Raw genomic sequence first — 19,277 nt, 5'->3', positions numbered from 1 at the left:
TCCTTTTTTTATATCAATTACAGGAAAAAATTATGAAATTAAAAAATATTGCACTCAGTTTAATTGGTATTGCGGTTTTAGCAGGATGTAGTAATGCCATGAATCAATCATCAACACAACTCTCGGATAAAATTGTTATTGCCCACAGAGGAGCAAGTGGTTACTTACCTGAGCATACTTTGGAGTCTAAAGCACTAGCTTTTGCACAAAATGCAGATTATTTAGAACAAGACTTAGCAATGACCAAGGATAATAAATTGATTGTTATCCACGATCATTTTTTAGATGGTTTAACGGATGTTGCTAAGAAATTCCCAAATAGGGCAAGAAAAGATGGTCGCTATTATGTGGCTGATTTTACTTTGAAAGAAATTCAATCTCTTGATATGACCGAAAACTTTAAAACAGAAAATGGCAAACAAGTTCAAGTCTATCCAGATCGTTTTCCTATGTGGAAATCGCATTTCAAAATTCATACTTTTGAAGATGAAATTGAGTTTATTCAAGGTTTAGAAAAATCCACAGGTAAAAAAGTAGGGATCTATCCTGAAATAAAAGCCCCTTGGTTACATCATCAAGAAGGGAAAGATATTGCGCTTGAAACATTAAAAGTACTTAAAAAGTATGGCTATGATTCCAAATCTGATCCTGTTTATCTACAAACCTTCGATTTTAATGAATTAAAAAGAATCAAAACAGAATTATTACCTCAATTAGGAATGGATTTAAAACTTGTCCAACTTATCGCTTATACGGATTGGAATGAAACCGAAGAAAAGGATAAATCTGGTAAATGGGTAAACTATGACTACGATTGGATGTTTAAAGATGGCGCTATGGCTGAAGTCGCTAAATATGCCGATGGTGTAGGTCCAGGCTGGTACATGTTAGTCGATGAAGAAAAATCTACTCCGGGTAATATTATTTATACACCATTAGTTAAAGAATTAGCTAAATATAATATGGAATTGCACCCATACACCGTACGTAAAGATGCCCTACCAAGCTTTTTTACTGACGTAAACCAAATGTATGATGCTTTATTAAATAAAGCTGGAGCAACAGGGATATTCACTGATTTCCCTGATACTGGTGTAAACTTTTTAAAGAATCAAAAGTAATACCACAAAAGAAAGTAAATGATTGGGTAAATATGTGTATATATACTATTTATCCAATCATTTTTATTACTACATAGATATCTTATCTATTATAATGGAGCTATGTTTACTAATAGAATAGTGTATGTCTATGAAAAAATATTTTATCCTTAGCTGTGTAATGTTATCAGTATCTAGTGTTGCTTTGGCAACATCAAATGATATTACCTCACAGCAATACAAATATAAAAAAGAAAAAGTTGATGAAATGTTGAAAGATGTTTTGAAAACAGAACATCAATTAGTGCCTAAGTATTGCCGTTCTATTGCCATTTCAAATGTTTCTAAAGAAGAATTATCAATTGCTATTCCTGCAATAAAATTGGCTGTTCTTGCTAATTCTACCTCAAATGAAAATGTCATCATTTACTTAGATAAAAACCAAGAAGCATTTGAGGACATTAAATCTTTATTATCAAATTACCCTGTTAAAATTGATATTTATGAAAACAGCGATGAATTAGTTAATAAGGTTATTGAAAGACAATCAGATGAATCAAGTTTGGATGAACGTAGATTAGCAATCATTACAAAATCTACCAAAATGAGAGAAACATTAGCTAGTACAATAAATAGTCTAGGTAATAATCCTAAAAATATTATCATTGATAATTTTGCTTACCTTTATAACACAACTAGATCTGAATACGATAAACCTTCAGAAGAAGAAATAAAACGTGTTTATGATCAAATCAAATAATCCCTAACCTTGGAGAATCCATGAAAAAGAAGTCGTTACTTATTGCTATTCCTTTAGTTGCTGCAGCTGTTCTTGTTGGTAATTATTTTACCAAACAACCTGTTGAAGTGAATATTTTACACATCAATGATCACCACTCTCATTTAGAACCTTCAGAACTTGATTTTGTTATTGATAATAAAAAAACAAAGGTAAAGATCGGCGGATACCCTGAACTTGTCAGTGTTATCAAAGAATTTAGAGAAAGTCACAAAGATAATACTCTTGTGCTACATGCTGGAGATGCTATAACAGGTACACTTTACTTCTCTTTATTTAGAGGATCTGCAGATGCGGAACTAATGAATGAAACTGGTATTGATTATTTCACGTTAGGTAATCATGAATTTGACGCAGGTAATGAAGGATTAAAAAAATTCTTGGACTATTTAAAAATCCCTGTTCTTTCTGCAAACGTAATCCCTCAAAAAGGGAGTATATTAGAGGGCTATTGGGAACCCTATGCAATTAAAGAAATTAATGGTGAGAAAATTGGTATCATAGGATTAGATGTTGTAGGAAAAACCAAAGAATCTTCAAATCCAGGTAAAGACATTGATTTTACTGATGAAGTAGAAACAACACAAAAATACGCTGATATATTAAAAGAGCAAGGTGTTAATAAAATTATTCTTCTATCCCATGCAGGCGCAAATGGGAACTTTAATATCGCTCAAAAAGTGACTGGTGTAGATGTCATTATCACTGGCGATACTCACTATCTCTTTGGTAACGACGAAATCAAAAAGATGGAATTACCCGTTGTTGCTGACTACCCAACAAAATTTATGTCTCCAGCTAATGAACCCGTTTACGTTGTTGAAGCTTGGGAATACAGTAAATTAGTTGGTAATCTCAATGTAAAATTTGATAGAAATGGTATTGTTGAAGAAGTTGTAGGTAATCCTGTTATTCCTTATCATTTGGATTCATCATTCACTCGTAGAGATGAAAATGGAGAAAAATACACACCTGAAGGTGAAGAAAGAGAAGCTATATTAGCAGAATTAAATGCAACAAAAACATTCCAAGTCGCGAAAGCTGATGAAAAAGCGACAGAAATTTTAAATAAATTTAAACAAGAAAAAGAAATATTAGGTAATCAATTTGCAGGTGAAATAGTGGGAAGTGTAATGCCCGGCGGTTCTGCAAATAGAATTCCTAGTGCTGAAAATCCTCAAGGTTCTATTGCAACTCGATTTATCGCAGAATCTATGCTAACAAGTATGAGAAGCTATGGGGCACATATTGATTTAACCATTCAAAACTCTGGTGGAGTAAGATCTGATATTGAACCAGGCAAAATGACTTATAATGATGTCTATACAATGCTTCCATTTGGTAATACCTTGTTCCTATTAGAAATGAGTGGCGAGGAAATTAAACAAGTCCTTGAAGATGCAATTAACTTTGCTATGAATAAATCAACAGGAGCGTTCCCTTATACCGCAGGACTACGCTATGAAGCTAATCAATACCCAAATGAACAAGGGAAACGTTTAGTGAAAGTTGAAGTTCAAAATGAAACAACTGGAGAATTTGAACCAATTGACGATTCAAAATTATATAAAGTTGGAACTAATAGCTACATTGCTGGCGGACAAGATGGTTACTATACTTTTGCGAAAGTTGTTGAAAAACGTGGAGGAGAAGATACTTATCTTCCAGATGCTGAAAACTTTATTAAATTCTTAGAAATCAAAAAATCTGTAGAATCTTATAAAGACTCAAATGCTATTTTCCACTTTGATGCAGAAAATCCTGTGACTAAAAAATAAATAAAATAAGCGGTTAGATTTGCAAATTATTTTACTAATCTAACCGCTTGTTTATGAGAAAAAAATCACATCTGACGATGATAATATCTCAATCCATGTTCTTTTTGTCTGGCTGAGCTGAATGCTGAAACGCGTTTTAAATAACCAATGACACGTGTTCCATAATCAATATTTTTAGATCCACAGCAACTACATTGTTGAAGCGTTCTTTTATCTATATGCTCACACTCATTACAAATTGTAATTTTGACATTGATACAGAAATAGTTACAACCTGTCTTGGCTGCAATATTTAACATTGAACGATAGCCTGTTTGATCCAGAGCCTCTTCTAAATTCAAATGTAGAGCAGATCCTCCATCTAAGAATTCAACAAGTTCTTTTCCATGTAATAAAAATTTATCTAATGCGTTGGTGTTATCATCTTCAACGACATAAAAATAGGAATTGTAACAATCGCGAGGGACACTATATCCATCTTCTTTATCCCATTTGGCATTTTTTACCCCTAAGTTTTCAGCAGGGACAAATTCCGTATTAAATTTAATTCCGTATTCTTTACTTGCTTGTTGATTAGCTGAATAGATAGTGAATAATTTATTGCGAACAAAATCGATATAATCTCGATTATAGCCTACTTTGATTCCTCTAAATTCAGCAGCTTCCGCCATTCCATTAATTCCAATCGTCAAAAACTGTTTGTCTAAAGAGATAAACCCTGCATCATAAACAGGCAACATGCCAGACTGTAAATACTCTTCCATCAACTGACGATAAGCATATTGGTACTTATGTATTTTCTCGACTTCCGTTTTAAGATCTCGACCATCTTGTTCTAAGCGGTTCATATTGATCGTAATGACATTAATTGAGCCTGTTGCCACTCCGCCAGCACCTAATGAATAAGAAAAACTGTGATCGGCAATTTCATTACGTAAACGACAACAAGAGGCCAAAGAGTCGGGATTATCTGATTGATAAATAAAAAATGAATTGCCCTCAGAAAGTGATTTAGCCAGTTTATCCGCAAATACACTATCTTTGCACTGCCCATTTTCAGTCAACATAGCCGCAGTTACCACAGGGAAGGTGAGGATTGATTTACTCCGCTCTTTATTAAACCAATCCATGAAAAAGTCCTGTAACTTATCAACACTTTGCCAATTAGGTGAAGTTAAATCAGGGAAAACAAAATTACTGAAAATGGCAGAAAAATAGTATTCATCGTAAATAGATATATTCCAAAAAACGCTCTGATAACCACGAGCTGCCGCAGGCTGATTAATACTATAAACAACTTGTTGTAGGCAACTTTCAACTTCCTTGCTATGCGTAACAAGATAATTATCGCCATAATCTTTACGTGCAAAGTAATCAAAATAAGTTAAAAATTCTACTGTCGCTACGGCGCCAGCAAATTGAGAGCTAATAGCAAAAACAAGATTGATAAAAGAGCCACAAAATGAGGATAGGTGCTTAGGCGCTTTTGATTCGCCACCTAATTTTGTTAAGCCATCTAGCAAGAAAGGATAAAGCGTCGCTGAAACACAATAAGGTTTTAAGCTTGTTTCATCATGCACATAAATTTCATGAGCTTCGATTTGGCGTAAATATTCATTTGCAAGGGAATCATCAAATATTTCTGCAATTTTTTGGCTAACTTTATTTCGATTTATCTGAATGAAAAAATCTTTCATTAGCTCATTTTCCATTGTTGCAATATTTTTTTGATTTACATTTGCATTTGCATCCAATTTTGATCCATCCGCTGCATTCTTAGCATGAATGTATTGTTCAATAAATTGTTGCTTGCCTGAAATTTGTGATGAATCAAGTCTGATCACGATTATTTACTCCTACAAAAAAGGTGATTAAGTACTTCGCCTGTTTTCAAATGTATAAACCGCTGATTCGTGGTTAAGCTGTTTAATCCTCCTCGTTCAGCAATCCAACGTCCAGTTTTAATATAAGTCAGCTTTGACAATATATAATCTGGAATTTGCTCTTTTTCCAATCCGGTATAAAGACATGTATTTAACCCTCGTTGTTGTGCTATGGTAAGCAGAGAACACAATTCCTCAGGATGCCATTCCCCCCCCATAAATAACACACAACTAATTAGATTTTGATAAAGAGTCAGACGTTCTTCAAAATATGGCTCAGATAGTAGATGACCCACTCTACTATCCCAACTATAGGCGCTATGGCAACCTTTACAGCCTAATGGGCAACCACTAATAAGAAAAGCTAAAGAAACTTCATTCGGTACTTCTTGCCAAACGATATCTTCAGAAACAAACCGCATATTAATATAATACTATATATTGTGTATGATATTAAATTTAACACAATATATAGTGTTTAAAATAATAAATTTTGAATATTTTGATTTTAATCAAATAAAGTTTTTATTTAATAAAAATGATTTGAATAAAATATTATAAGAATCAAAAGGATATAGATAACCTATTGAAAATAAAAGAAATTAAAGAGTAGTAATTAAAAACAAGCGGTTAGATTTGCTAAAAATTTTGCAGATCTCACCGCTTATTCATACAACAACTAATAAAGAGATTATCTTCCTAAATATCTATCCCAATCTTTCCAAACGGGTTGTAATCCTTTTTCAATAAGCACATTTTGAATTTCCATAGGACTTCTTTCATCATAAGGTGAAAACTGATCCAATTCAGGTTTAGGATTAGCATAACCTCCTGGTTGAGTTTTTGAACCTGCACTAATTGTATTAATCGCAATAGGTACAACATTATCTCTGAAAGTCGGCGATTCTCGTGTAGACAATGAAAGCTCAATTTCAGGAAAAAATATTCTAAATGCACAAATAACCTGTAATAGCTGTTTATCATTCATCACAGATGCAGGCTCCATACCGCCAGTACAAGGGCGCAAGCGAGGAAATGAAATAGAATAACGACTCTTCCAATAGTGCCGTTGTAGATAATTTAAGTGTTCTGCTAAAAAGTACAAATCAGTTCGCCAATCATCAGATAAACCAAGCAATGCACCTAATCCTATTTTATCCATCCCAGACTTAGCTAAACGTTCCTGAGTATCTAACCGGTACAGAAAATCTTGTTTTTTACCGCGTAAATGGTGTTTAGCATATTGAGAAGAGTTATAGGTTTCTTGATAAACCAGTACACCATCAATTCCTAAGTGTCGTAATTCTTCATATTCTTGTTGATCTAAAGGTTGAACCTCCATCAATAATGAGCTGAAATGCTGTCTTATTTTCGGTAACATTTCTCTGAAATAATTCATACCAACTTTGGGTTGATGTTCCCCTGTTACCAATAATAAATGCTCATAACCTAATTGCTTAATAGCCTGACATTCTGCTTCAATTTCTTCCGCATTGAGAATTTTTCTTTTTATTTTATTGCTCATTGAAAAACCACAATATGTGCAATCATTTGAACATAAATTTGATAAATAAAGCGGTAAATAAAAAGAAACGATATTCCCAAAACGCTGCCTTGTAAGTTGCTGAGCCTTTTGAGCCATTTGCTCTAAATAAGGCTCAGCGGCAGGAGAAAGCAGTGCCATAAATTGTGATAAATTTGGTTTTTCAGAAAAAAGTGCTGATTCAACATCTTGTTTAGTTTGGCTACGTAATGAAAGAGATATATCAGTCCAATCTAATGTAGCCCAATAATCAATGAATCTAGGATAATTTTGTTTCATCATTCTGCCTCATCCAAAAATTTTGTAAGAGGGCTAGTTGCTTGAGCTGTATTACTAATTTTTCCTAATCCTGATAGATATCCCAAGCGACCTGCTTCTACCGCTAATTTAAAAGCCTTAGCAACTAAAATAGGATCTCGTGCAACAGCCATAGCGGTATTTACCAAAACAGCATCAGCCCCTAACTCCATTGCTTCTGCTGCATGGCTCGGAGAACCTATTCCCGCATCTACCACAACAGGTACTTCACTTTGTTCTATAATAATCTGTAAAAACTCTTTTGTTTTTAATCCTTTATTAGAACCAATTGGTGAACCCAATGGCATAACAGCAGCACATCCCACTTCTTCTAAGTGCTTACATAAGACAGGATCCGCACTACAGTAAGGTAAAACAACAAAGCCTTGTTTAACTAAGGTTTCTGCTGCTTTTAATGTTTCAATAGGATCAGGCAACAAATAACGCACATCGGGGTGAATTTCTAATTTAACCCAATTTGTATTTAGCGCCTCACGTGCTAGATTAGCGGCAAAAATAGCTTCTTCTGCTGTTTTTGCCCCAGAGGTATTAGGTAAAAGCTTAACGCCAATATCAATTAAAGGAGACAAAATATCGTCATTTTGTTTATCTAAATTAACTCTTTTCATTGCCATTGTGGCTAATTGAGATCCTGATTCAGCGATACTTTTTATCATTAATGATGAATTAGAAAATTTTCCTGTTCCCGTGAACAATCGAGAATCAAATGTATAATCGGCAATCACTAATGAATCATTTAAATTTTTAATATTATTTTTCATATAATTATTCCTATTAACCACCCGCAATCGCTCTGAATACTGTTAATGAGTCATTATCTTTTAATTGATAACTTTCCCATTCAGAACGAGGTAAAATATTTTGATTAATTGCTATCGCAAGACCCTGAGGATTTAAAGATTGTTGTTCAATTAATTGAGCAACAGACAGGACCGTTAATAATGTGATTTTTTCACCATTAATATAAATATCCACAATAAGTATCCTCTTATTTAATTAATGATTAGTGCAGCAAATTTTGCACTTTGCATGACGATGCAAATTTAAGGTTTGCCAAGTTAAATTTTTCCCATCAAACAGCATCAATTTCCCCGCACTTGATACAGGTAGATTTAATAAAACCTTTAATGTTTCTAGTGCTTGTAAACACCCGATAACACCAACAATGGGGGCAAGAACGCCTGCTGTTTTACAATTTAAATTGGGTAAATCTTGATCAGGATACAAACAAGCATAGCAACCTTGTTCTTTATAATCCGTTATTGTAAGTAGTTGCCCACTTAATCCAATAGCGGAACCAGAAACAAGCACTTTATTCAATTGAACACAAGCTTGATTTACCTGATGACGAGTTTCCATATTATCGGAACAATCTAAAACAACATCGACCTTACTCGCCCAATAAATGAGTTGTGTTAAATCCAATTTACGAGGAATAGCGATAACATTAATATCTGGATTAGTCGCATTAAGCCGTTTTTTCGCTGCTTCTGCTTTTAGTGAATAAATATCTTCAACCCCATACAAAATCTGTCGAGGTAAATTACTTATATCCACCTTATCAAAATCAGCCAAATAGACTTTGCCAATACCAGATCCCACTAAATATTGCGCAACGGGAGAGCCTAAACCTCCCAATCCAACAATTAGTACAGATTTTTTCTTTAGAAGGTTTTGACCTTCTATTCCACATTCTTGTAATAATAATTGTCGGCTATAACGCATAAACTCTTGATCAGAAAGCGACAAATTACACCTCTCTTAAACTACTCATATTTTGAAAGTGATGGTTAATTTACTCACTCTAATAAATTAACCATTTAAATAAAGTAACCGTAGTTAAAGCAGGTTCTGGCTTTGATGATAGATCTCACCGCCTTTTTGTCTAAACTTCTCTGACATCTCTTTAAAGCCTTCAGATTGAGTTTCAGTTACATTAACTACCTCAATATTTTCTAAGCCTTCAGCGTAATCTCGTACTTCTTGAGATATCTTCATTGAACAAAATTTAGGACCGCACATTGAACAGAAATGGGCAACTTTTCCAGATTCTTGAGGTAGGGTAGCATCGTGATAGGCTCTAGCGGTTTCTGGATCTAGAGATAAATTAAATTGATCTTCCCAACGGAATTCAAAACGCGCCTTAGACATAGCATTATCTCGTATTTGAGCTGCTGGATGCCCTTTAGCTAAATCAGCTGCATGAGCGGCAATTTTATAGGTGATCAATCCTTGTTTAACATCGTGTTTATCAGGTAAACCTAAATGCTCTTTTGGTGTAACGTAACAAAGCATTGCACAACCAAACCAACCTATCATGGCTGCTCCAATCCCTGAAGTAAAATGATCATACCCTGGTGCTATATCAGTGGTAAGAGGTCCTAAGGTATAAAATGGTGCTTCATAACAATGTTCCAATTCTTCAGTCATATTTCGTTGAATCATGTGCATTGGGATATGTCCTGGACCTTCGATCATCACTTGAACATCATATTCCCATGCAATTTTTGTTAATTCACCTAAGGTATATAATTCTGAAAATTGCGCTTCATCATTTGCATCTTGAATAGAGCCTGGGCGAAGTCCGTCACCTAATGAAAGCGCTACATCGTAGCTTGCACAAATTTCACAAAGTTCACGGAAATTTTGGTATAAGAAATTTTCTTTATGATGAGATAAGCACCATTTAGCCATAATAGAGCCACCTCTCGATACAATCCCTGTTAAACGTTTGGCAGTCATCGGCACATAGCGTAATAATGTGCCTGCGTGAATAGTAAAATAATCAACGCCTTGCTCTGCTTGCTCAATCAACGTATCTTTAAAAATCTCCCAAGTAAGATCCTCAGCCACACCATTCACTTTTTCTAATGCTTGGTATAATGGAACTGTACCGATAGGAACTGGGCTGTTGCGGATAATCCATTCACGAGTCTCATGAATATTTCGTCCTGTGGAAAGATCCATAACCGTATCAGCTCCCCAGCGAGTTGACCAAACTAATTTTTCTACTTCTTCTTCAATGGAAGAAGTCACCGAAGAATTTCCTATATTGGCATTGACTTTAACTAAGAAATTTCGACCAATAATCATTGGCTCTAATTCTGGATGGTTTATATTAGAAGGAATTATTGCTCGGCCCGCTGCAACTTCCTGACGAACAAATTCAGGTGTAATTTCTTTCGGAATAGTTGCCCCAAAATTTTGTCCAGGATGCTGTTGTAAAAGCACTTCGCTTTTTACACGATCTCTCCCCATATTTTCACGAATCGCGATATATTCCATTTCTGGTGTAATAATTCCTTGGCGAGCATAATGTAATTGAGTAACAATCTTCCCTTTTTTTGCACGTTTTATTTTACGTTGTAATTGAAAACGTAATTCATCCAACGTTTTATCCGCTAAACGAACTTGGGCATATTCAGAACTTGCTCCATCTAAATATTCCGTATCATTACGTTCTAAAATCCAATTATCCCGACAAACAGGAATCCCTTTAGTTACATCAATATTCTTGCTTTCATCTCCGTAAATACCCGAGGTATCATAAATAGGAATAGATTCGTTGAATTCATATTCAGGATGATCTTTATCTCCCCCAATTAAAGATGGAGTTAAATGAATTTCACGCATTGGTACTTGAATATCTGATCTAGATCCCTGTAAATAGATTCGTGAAGAATTTGGGTGCTGGTACCCTTTTAAATCCTTGATAAAATTTTGAGCAGATGTTCTTTTTTCGCGACGAGTTGTAATGTTTGACATAAGCAAATACACCTTCTAATAGATAATCAAAAATAAATAGGTAATTTTGCTTGTGAAGTGAATGGAACGGCTGCCCAATAGATATACTAAGGCAGTAATAAGAAGAAAAATACAGCGATCTTATTTGAAAATTAAAACTTGTTCCCTACGCAGATATTAACCTAACAGGTTCGACGGATCCCTACAAAAATAGATCTCAGCTCTGAAAGCACTCCGACAAGTGGGAATGAGTGTAAAATAATTTGATGATATATACAAATATATTTTTTGTACAATGAAGTAGATTGGTACGTCCTACTGATATCTTGAGCTATTGGATTAGGGCCAATTTCCTTAATAGATAAGGTTTCCCATTATAAAAGTACACGATTTAACCAAATAAATATGTGGATAACTCATTTATTTTTTGTTTTTATCTTGGGATCTATTCAATGATAACTGATGTAAAATTTTCTTCTGTGGATAACTAAGCTATTTATCCACAAACTTATTCGGATCTTAAGCAATGTTCTCTACATAGTTATATTAATATAACATTTTGATTTTAATGATTAATTTCTATTTATTCTTTAAAAATTGTTAGCCTAATAATAATCATAATAAAGATCTATATATAAAGATCTTATATTATTTAGATCCTCTCATTTCGATCCAGAAAAAGATCTTAAATAGCTTTTTCAAGATCCTCGTTTTTCAGGTAGAATTTACTTAGATTTTTTAGAATTTTGAAAGGCAATATATGATTTACAATGAAATATACGATGTTATCGTTGTAGGTGGAGGCCATGCAGGTACTGAAGCTGCTCTTGCCCCAGCTAGAATGGGTTTAAAAACACTTTTATTAACACATAATGTCGATACACTTGGTCAAATGTCTTGTAATCCTGCTATTGGTGGGATCGGTAAAGGGCATTTAGTTAAAGAGATTGATGCAATGGGCGGGTTAATGGCGAAAGCGACAGACTCCGCAGGGATTCAATTTAGAACTTTGAATAGCAGTAAAGGTCCAGCTGTGAGAGCAACTCGTGCTCAAGCTGATAGAGTGTTATATCGACAAGCGGTCAGAACAGCATTAGAAAATCAACAAAATTTAGATATTTTCCAGCAAGAAGTTGTTGATATTTTGATTGAAAATAACCGAGCAGTCGGTGCTGTAACCAAAATGGGTTTAATCTTTAAAGCTAGATCTGTTGTATTAACGGCTGGTACGTTTTTGGCGGGTAAGATCCATATTGGTTTAGATAACTATGCAGGTGGTCGCGCAGGCGATCCAGCTGCAACTATGCTTGCATCAAAATTAAGAGATCTTAATTTACGCGTTGATCGTTTAAAAACAGGAACACCACCAAGATTAGATGCGAGAACAATCGATTTTTCAGTGTTAGCACAACAACACGGTGATACATACTTACCAGTGTTTTCATTTATGGGATCGGTTGATCAGCATCCTCGTCAAATTCCTTGTTATATCACACATACAAACGAGCAAACCCACGATCTTATCCGTAATAGTTTAGATCGTAGCCCTATGTATACAGGTGTTATTGAAGGTATCGGACCACGTTATTGTCCATCTATTGAAGATAAAGTAATGCGATTTAGTGATCGCAATAGCCATCAGATCTATTTAGAACCAGAAGGGTTAAATACGATCGAGGTTTATCCAAATGGGATTTCAACCAGCTTACCTTTTGATGTGCAAATGGGCATCGTTCACTCAATGAAAGGCTTAGAAAATACTCGTATAGTGAAACCAGGATATGCGATTGAGTATGATTATTTTGACCCGCGTGATTTGAAACCAACATTAGAAACTAAATCAATTGATGGTTTATTCTTTGCAGGACAAATCAATGGCACAACAGGTTACGAAGAAGCGGGCGCACAAGGGTTACTTGCTGGTATCAATGCAGGATTGCAGGTACAAGGCAAAGAGGCTTGGTTCCCAACTCGTGATCAAGCTTATACAGGTGTACTGGTTGATGATCTTTGTACATTAGGTACAAAAGAGCCTTACCGTGTATTCACTTCTCGTGCTGAATATCGTTTGTTACTTCGTGAAGATAATGCGGATATTCGTTTAACGCCAATTGCTCATAAACTGGGATTGATTGATGAAGCACGTTGGGCGAGATTCAATCAAAAAATGGAAAACATTGAAAAAGAGCGTGAGCGTTTAAAACAAATCTGGGTACACCAACAAACGGCAAATCTCAGTGAAATTAATGCGTTATTGAATACGCCATTGACTCGAGAAGCGAGTGGTGAAGATTTATTACGTCGTCCTGAAGTGAGTTATGATGCTTTAACTCAAATTGAACCTTTTGCCCCTGCTTTAGAAGATAAACAAGCTGCAGAACAGGTAGAAATCGCAATAAAATACCAAGGGTATATTGAGCATCAATATCAAGAGATCGAACGCCATAAACGCCACGAAAATACGTTGATTCCGGCTGAATTTGACTACGATAAAGTGGAAAGCTTATCCAATGAAGTTCGTGCTAAGTTAGTAGAGCATCGTCCTGTTTCTATTGGCCAAGCTTCTCGTATTTCAGGGATTACCCCAGCGGCAATTTCTATCTTATTGGTCGCCTTGAAGAAACAAGGCATGTTAAAGCGTGGCGAATAATCAAAAGGAAATTGCAAAATGTTAGCTAAATTAGACCGCTTGTTATCGCAAGCGGATATATCTTTGACAGATCAGCAAAAACAGCAGTTAGTCGATTTTGTTCAATTACTCGATAAATGGAATAAGGCGTATAACTTAACTTCGGTGCGTGATCCTAATGAAATGTTGGTTAAACATATTATGGATAGTCTAGTTGTAAGCCCCTGCTTACAAGGTCATTCCTTTATTGATGTAGGAACAGGACCTGGATTACCTGGTATTCCTTTAGCGATAGCTAATCCTGATAAACATTTTGTGTTATTGGATAGTCTTGGTAAGCGAATCCGTTTTATTCAGCAAGTTTTACTGAAATTAGGGATTAAAAACGTAACGCCAGTACAAAGCCGAGTCGAAGAATATACAGACCAACAATTTGATGGTGTCTTGAGTCGAGCCTTTGCTTCATTAAATGATATGGTGAATTGGTGTTATCACTTACCTAATGAAAATGGGCTGTTTTATGCACTTAAGGGCGTTTATCATGATGAGGAAATATTAAGTATTGAAAAAGATATTCATGGAATTGATGTAGTAAAACTTGATATACCTCAATTAGTGGGAAGTAGGCATTTAATATTGTTGAAAAAATAAGTAATGTCTGTAAAATATACAGGTCTAACCAGACACAAAAAATATATAAATTTTTAACACTTATTATATAGATAGAGGTTTTTTTATGAAAAAATTACTCATAGCTCTAGCTGCATCTGCAGCTTTCTCAGGATCTGTTTTAGCTGCAGGACCAACATCTTATGGAGATACATCAGGAAATATCACTTTATCTGGTGCTATTAAAGCTGTTACATGTTCTTTAGTTCCAGGTAGTCAAGATCAATTTAAACAATTTGATGAAGTTACAGATCTTCAACTTATTGCTAATCCAGAAATAAGTAAAAGAACTATTAATATCGAAACAAGATGTAATGTGGATGCTATAGAACATTCTGTAAAATTAAAACCAACATCGGGATCGACTGATAATAATGGATATCTTCTAAATACCTTTGAACAAGATCCTGCTAAAGGCGTTGGATTTGCTCTTTTAAATGCAGAAGGTAAAGAGATTAATTTAAACAATGAAGATGAGTTATTAAGTACAAAAGATTCTATACTTGATGATGGTGGTGTTACTCATACGTTTTATGCAGTCTATAAAATTTTAAACAAAGATGAGTTATCTAGCGGTAATGTAAGAGCAGTTCTTCCTTTCGAAGTTGTTTATAAATAATCATTAATATCATCCCCAATATTTATTGGGGATGTCTTTTGGATCTATTATGATGAGAATTATATTTGTACTATTCTTTTGTTTCTTTAGTCTTTTTTCTCAAGCCAGTGTAATTGTTTATGGTACAAGAGTTGTTTATAATTCAAATGATAAATCAATTAATGTTGAATTACAGAATGAAGGAATAAAGCCTTCATTAGTTCAGGTATGGATTGAAGATGAGAAGAAAAATACTAAAGTTCCATTTATAATAAGTCCTCCTGTGTCAAGAATTGAACCTAATAATAGACAAACATTAAGAATTAGTTATACAGGGGAATCTCTACCTAAAGATAGAGAAACTCTTTTCTATTTTAATATGTTTGATGTTCCTCCTAAACCTTCTGAAAACGAATTAACAAGCCCTAGTTATTTACAATTTGCTGTTAACAGTAAATTAAAACTCTTTTTTAGACCAAATAATTTATCAATGACAGTTTCTGAGGCAAGAGAAAAGGTCGAATGGGATTTGGATGGAAAATATATTGTAGCTAATAATGTTACTCCTTATTACATAACGTATAGCAGTATTTTGGTAAAACAAGGTAATAGAACTTATAAAGCTAAGAATGCCGATATGATTCCCCCTTTTTCAAAGATGAGATTTCAAATGGATACGACAGTAAAAGGTTCAGCTCAGGTAGAATGGAACATTATTGATGATTTTGGTGCTCATAGAGAAGGTGTTTCGTCTATTAATTAAAATGTAAGGTTTTTTGGTGTATTTTAAGTATTCTCTATTGTTTTTGAGTTTAATTTATTCTGTTAGTAGTTTCTCTGAAGAGTTTGAATTCGATGAAAACTTTGGAAGTTTTGTTTCAGGACAGGATGTTGATTTTAGTCGATTCAAATTTGGTAATCCCATACCTTCAGGTGAATATATTGCAGATTTAGAAATAAATGGACAAAATAGAGGAACTTTATCTATAAAATTTGAAGATAAAGGTGTAGATGTAGAACCTATTTATGGATTATGTTTAACATCTAATCTGAAAAATGCACTAGATTTAAAGGATAATGCATTCATCTATAATAATTCTGAACAGGAATGTATATCTGCTGTTGAGGCCATTCCTTCCGCTGATATTCAATTTGATATATCAACCCAAGTTTTAAAAATTACTATCCCCCAAGAATTTATTGTTTCTCGCCCCAGAGGATATATATCCCCATCTCTACTTAATGATGGAGTTCCAACTGCTTTTGTACGTTATGATGTAACTTATAATAAATATGATAGTACATCTTATAAGACATTAGGCTTGAATGCAGGTCTTAATTTATTTAATTGGTCAATTAGACATAGAGGAAATAAATATTGGGCAGATCAACAACAAGGAAAATATAAAAGCTCTTATTTATATGCTCAACATGAAGTTCTTCCATTACAAGCTCAATTTACGATGGGGGATTTCTATGTAAATGGGAATTTTATTGATGGATTTGGCATTAGAGGAATGCGTATTGCGTCTGATGAAAGAATGTTACCTTCATCAATGAAAGGTTATGCACCTGTTGTTAGGGGTGTTGCCAATACTAATGCTCGTGTGGTTGTTAAGCAAAATAATCATATTATTTATGAGTTAAGTGTACCTGCCGGGGCATTTGCTATTGATGATCTATATCCTTCTGGTAGTGGAGATCTTACCGTTGATATTATTGAATCTAATGGTCAAATTCATTCTTTTATAGTTCCTTATTCTGGTGGAATAGATTTAGTTAGAAAAGGTCAGGTACGTTATCAATTCTCTGTTGGAAAATATAGAGTAGATAGTCGTACTTTAGGTGATATGATTTATCAGGGTGAAGTTCGTTATGGGGTTTTAAATGGGTTAACTCTGAATTTAGGCAGCACTGGTACTAAAAATTATCTTTCCAATGTGGTAGGTGTATCGTTTGATACTCCAGTAGGATACTTGTTAACTAAATATGCATTTAAAAAAGTAAAAATTAATAAAGAAAATAAGAAATTTTCTAACAAAGAACTTACATTATCTTATGGTTTACATTTACCAAAATTAGATACTTATATATTAATTTCTGGCTTTCAATCTTTTTCACCTAATACTTATTCATTGAGTGATGTTGTTTATCTCAATAATACAGATTTACAACGTTATTTTTATAATGATAGATTACATAAACAATATTCTTTCTATATTAATCATAGATTAGGCGATAACCTTGGTAGTTTTTATTTTTCAGCTCAGAGAAACTTGTATTGGGATAATGACAAAAGTACAGAGTATTATTTAAGCTATGGAAATAATTTTAAACAACTTCAGTATGAAATAGGATATAAACAGTCCACTAATAGAGAGAGTGGATTAAAAGATAAAGCATGGTATGTTAATTTATCAATGCCTTTAGGTGATTCTATTTCTGCGCCAAGAATTAGTTCATATTATACTCATGATAGAGATCATAATTTAAGAACTTCTCTTTATGGGTATATGGGAGATAATGATCAAATTAATTATGGGTTATCATTCGATAGATATGCTTCTCAATCAAGTTACTCTTCATATCTAGGGTACAAAAACCCAATGGTTTCTTTAGATTTTTCTGCAACAAGGGCTAATAATTCAACACAATATAGTTCTCGTGCTAGTGGTGCTATAGTTGCTCATCCTCATGGTGTAACCTTTGGGAATGATATTAGTGATACCTTTGCTATTGTCAGCGCAAAAGGTGCCTCAGGTGTTAAAATTAATTATTCAGATAATAACCGCTTAGATTGGTGGGGAAATGGTATTGTTCCATATCTTTCTCCTTATCAGGTTAATGATGTTAGTTTGGATCCAAGTAGTTTACCAAACAATATTATTTTATCCTCTACGGGTAAGAAAATCATTCCTAGAGCTAATAGTGCTGTTCTAGTTAATTTTGATGTAGAGTCATCAAATTATTCTATATTTGATATTGTCTTACTTGATGGAAGTACCCCTCCTTTAGCTGCAGAAGCTTTTGATGAAAAAGGAAACCTAATAGGATATGTCATGCAAGGTGGTAGATTATTTACTCAACTAAAATCTGATTCAGGCGTCGTTAATATTCGTTGGGGAAATAGTCAGAATCAACAATGTGCTTTCCAATATGATTTGGACAATGTTAGCAGTATGGATTCTGAATATAAATTATATTCGGAAGTTTGTAAGGTAGGAGAATAAGTATCTATGGTTTTAAAACAAAAATACATCAGTATATTTGTATCTTCTCTTGTTGGTTTTTTTACTGCGACTACAAATAGTTATGCTGACCAGTTTATTAATGAAAATAAAATTATTTCTTTTGGTAATTTAAAAACATATTACTATAAAGAAAATTTTATGAATAAAGAAATATTTCGGACTGATAATATCAATATAGGGGATAACTCTATCCTATCCATCCAGCATAATAATATTAATTTTTGGAATAATAATGGAAAAAATTATATTCAAACCGATACTGATGGCGTCTATGTTTCTTTAGAAATTAATGGATATGATTTTTACTCAGATAACCAACAATCATGGCTAAGTAGTATAAAGGATAATATTTCATTAAAAGTTGGGGTTTTGATCGATAAACCCAGTGAATCTCATATAAACGCTTTTAGTTTAGGTCATTTGAACTTAAGTAATGGACAGCGTATTGATATTACAATGAATTCTTTTTCAATAGATGTGATTAGACATTCTTGTTCATTAAAAGAAAACATCCAAAATGTTAAGCTCCAGAACATTACTTTGAGCCAGATAAATAATCAACATGAGGTTTTTGGTGGTAATTTTAATTTATCATTAGATTGTGATGACGGTGTTTTAGTCACAGCAATGGTTACTGACAATAATAATCCAGCTAATAATACTAGTATTTTGAGTTTATCTAGTGATTCAACAGCTAAAGGTGTTGGGTTAAAGTTATATAAAGAAAATTATCAGCTTATTAATTTAAATCAAATGTGGATTTTTTCTCAAAATGATCCTTCTCCAATATCTAATTTTTCAGTTAAATATGTTAAAACAGGCAAAGTAGAAGCTGGTTTTTTACATGCTACAGCAGTATTCTCTTTTGATTATAAGTAGAAACTATTAGAGTTTTAGTACAAATTTATGATTTGAATAATCTTTTAAAAAACGTATAATTAGCGAGATTTTGCTCATGTAACTTT

Annotated in this window: 16 protein-coding genes and 1 riboswitch; of the genes, 9 read left to right on the top strand and 7 right to left on the bottom strand. The window is 33.8% G+C overall.

Features of this window, described 5'->3' with window-relative positions:
- Positions 1-32: 32 nt before the first annotated feature.
- From glpQ to nadN, 3 genes are all read left to right on the top strand, one after another.
- Positions 33-1,121 carry a glycerophosphodiester phosphodiesterase gene (gene glpQ, locus A6A10_RS00295; protein ID WP_121122893.1) on the top strand — a complete coding sequence of 363 codons (1,089 nt, stop codon included), beginning with the start codon at positions 33-35 and terminating at the stop codon, positions 1,119-1,121.
- Between the two features lie 124 nt (positions 1,122-1,245).
- On the top strand, positions 1,246-1,860 hold the full coding sequence (locus A6A10_RS00290) for a hypothetical protein (RefSeq protein WP_147404746.1): 615 nt from the start codon (positions 1,246-1,248) through the stop codon (positions 1,858-1,860).
- A gap of 20 nt (positions 1,861-1,880) precedes the next feature.
- Positions 1,881-3,677 carry an NAD nucleotidase gene (nadN, locus tag A6A10_RS00285; RefSeq protein ID WP_121122889.1) on the top strand — a complete coding sequence of 599 codons (1,797 nt, stop codon included), beginning with the start codon at positions 1,881-1,883 and terminating at the stop codon, positions 3,675-3,677.
- Between the two features lie 65 nt (positions 3,678-3,742).
- Here the strand turns inward: nadN and nrdD are convergent, their stop codons facing one another.
- The 7 genes from nrdD to thiC form a co-directional block, all read right to left on the bottom strand.
- Positions 3,743-5,521, bottom strand: coding sequence for an anaerobic ribonucleoside-triphosphate reductase (gene nrdD / locus A6A10_RS00280; RefSeq protein WP_121122887.1), 1,779 nt, complete (start codon positions 5,519-5,521; stop codon positions 3,743-3,745).
- A gap of 2 nt (positions 5,522-5,523) precedes the next feature.
- Positions 5,524-5,982 carry an anaerobic ribonucleoside-triphosphate reductase activating protein gene (gene nrdG, locus A6A10_RS00275; protein WP_121122885.1) on the bottom strand — a complete coding sequence of 153 codons (459 nt, stop codon included), beginning with the start codon at positions 5,980-5,982 and terminating at the stop codon, positions 5,524-5,526.
- 269 nt (positions 5,983-6,251) lie between these two features.
- Positions 6,252-7,385, bottom strand: a complete 1,134-nt coding sequence (gene thiH, locus A6A10_RS00270; protein WP_229583604.1) for a 2-iminoacetate synthase ThiH — start codon at positions 7,383-7,385, stop codon at positions 6,252-6,254.
- The gene (locus tag A6A10_RS00265; protein WP_121122881.1) at positions 7,382-8,182 is read right to left on the bottom strand and encodes a thiazole synthase; all 801 of its coding nucleotides are present in this window, start codon (positions 8,180-8,182) and stop codon (positions 7,382-7,384) included. The genes thiH and A6A10_RS00265 overlap by 4 nt, the downstream gene beginning before the upstream one ends.
- Positions 8,183-8,195: 13 nt before the next feature.
- On the bottom strand, positions 8,196-8,396 hold the full coding sequence (gene thiS / locus A6A10_RS00260) for a sulfur carrier protein ThiS (RefSeq protein ID WP_121122879.1): 201 nt from the start codon (positions 8,394-8,396) through the stop codon (positions 8,196-8,198).
- A gap of 21 nt (positions 8,397-8,417) precedes the next feature.
- Positions 8,418-9,170, bottom strand: coding sequence for a HesA/MoeB/ThiF family protein (locus A6A10_RS00255; RefSeq protein ID WP_121122877.1), 753 nt, complete (start codon positions 9,168-9,170; stop codon positions 8,418-8,420).
- A gap of 90 nt (positions 9,171-9,260) precedes the next feature.
- Entirely contained in the window at positions 9,261-11,186 is a 1,926-nt protein-coding gene (gene thiC, locus A6A10_RS00250; protein ID WP_121122874.1) for a phosphomethylpyrimidine synthase ThiC, read from the bottom strand.
- 125 nt (positions 11,187-11,311) lie between these two features.
- A riboswitch (TPP riboswitch) is annotated at positions 11,312-11,412 on the bottom strand.
- 513 nt (positions 11,413-11,925) lie between these two features.
- On the opposite strand from thiC, the gene mnmG reads away from it, so the two are divergent.
- The 6 genes from mnmG to A6A10_RS00220 all read left to right on the top strand — a co-directional run bounded on the left by mnmG (position 11,926) and on the right by A6A10_RS00220 (position 19,191).
- On the top strand, positions 11,926-13,815 hold the full coding sequence (gene mnmG, locus A6A10_RS00245) for a tRNA uridine-5-carboxymethylaminomethyl(34) synthesis enzyme MnmG (RefSeq protein WP_121122872.1): 1,890 nt from the start codon (positions 11,926-11,928) through the stop codon (positions 13,813-13,815).
- A gap of 18 nt (positions 13,816-13,833) precedes the next feature.
- The gene (gene rsmG, locus A6A10_RS00240) at positions 13,834-14,445 is read left to right on the top strand and encodes a 16S rRNA (guanine(527)-N(7))-methyltransferase RsmG (RefSeq protein WP_121122870.1); all 612 of its coding nucleotides are present in this window, start codon (positions 13,834-13,836) and stop codon (positions 14,443-14,445) included.
- Between the two features lie 85 nt (positions 14,446-14,530).
- Positions 14,531-15,082 (top strand): fimbrial protein, encoded by a 552-nt coding sequence (locus A6A10_RS00235; RefSeq protein ID WP_121122868.1) that lies wholly within the window; start codon positions 14,531-14,533, stop codon positions 15,080-15,082.
- 49 nt (positions 15,083-15,131) lie between these two features.
- The gene (locus tag A6A10_RS00230; protein WP_121122866.1) at positions 15,132-15,824 is read left to right on the top strand and encodes a fimbrial biogenesis chaperone; all 693 of its coding nucleotides are present in this window, start codon (positions 15,132-15,134) and stop codon (positions 15,822-15,824) included.
- A 16-nt stretch (positions 15,825-15,840) separates the two neighbouring features.
- Entirely contained in the window at positions 15,841-18,291 is a 2,451-nt protein-coding gene (locus A6A10_RS00225; RefSeq protein WP_170143761.1) for a fimbria/pilus outer membrane usher protein, read from the top strand.
- 6 nt (positions 18,292-18,297) lie between these two features.
- Positions 18,298-19,191 carry a fimbrial protein gene (locus tag A6A10_RS00220; RefSeq protein ID WP_121122862.1) on the top strand — a complete coding sequence of 298 codons (894 nt, stop codon included), beginning with the start codon at positions 18,298-18,300 and terminating at the stop codon, positions 19,189-19,191.
- Positions 19,192-19,277: the final 86 nt, after the last annotated feature.

It is taken from the genome of Otariodibacter oris, assembly GCF_009684715.1.
In the GTDB taxonomy this organism is placed as follows: Bacteria; Pseudomonadota; Gammaproteobacteria; order Enterobacterales; family Pasteurellaceae; genus Otariodibacter; species Otariodibacter oris.
This window is presented reverse-complemented; position numbering and strand designations above follow the sequence as displayed.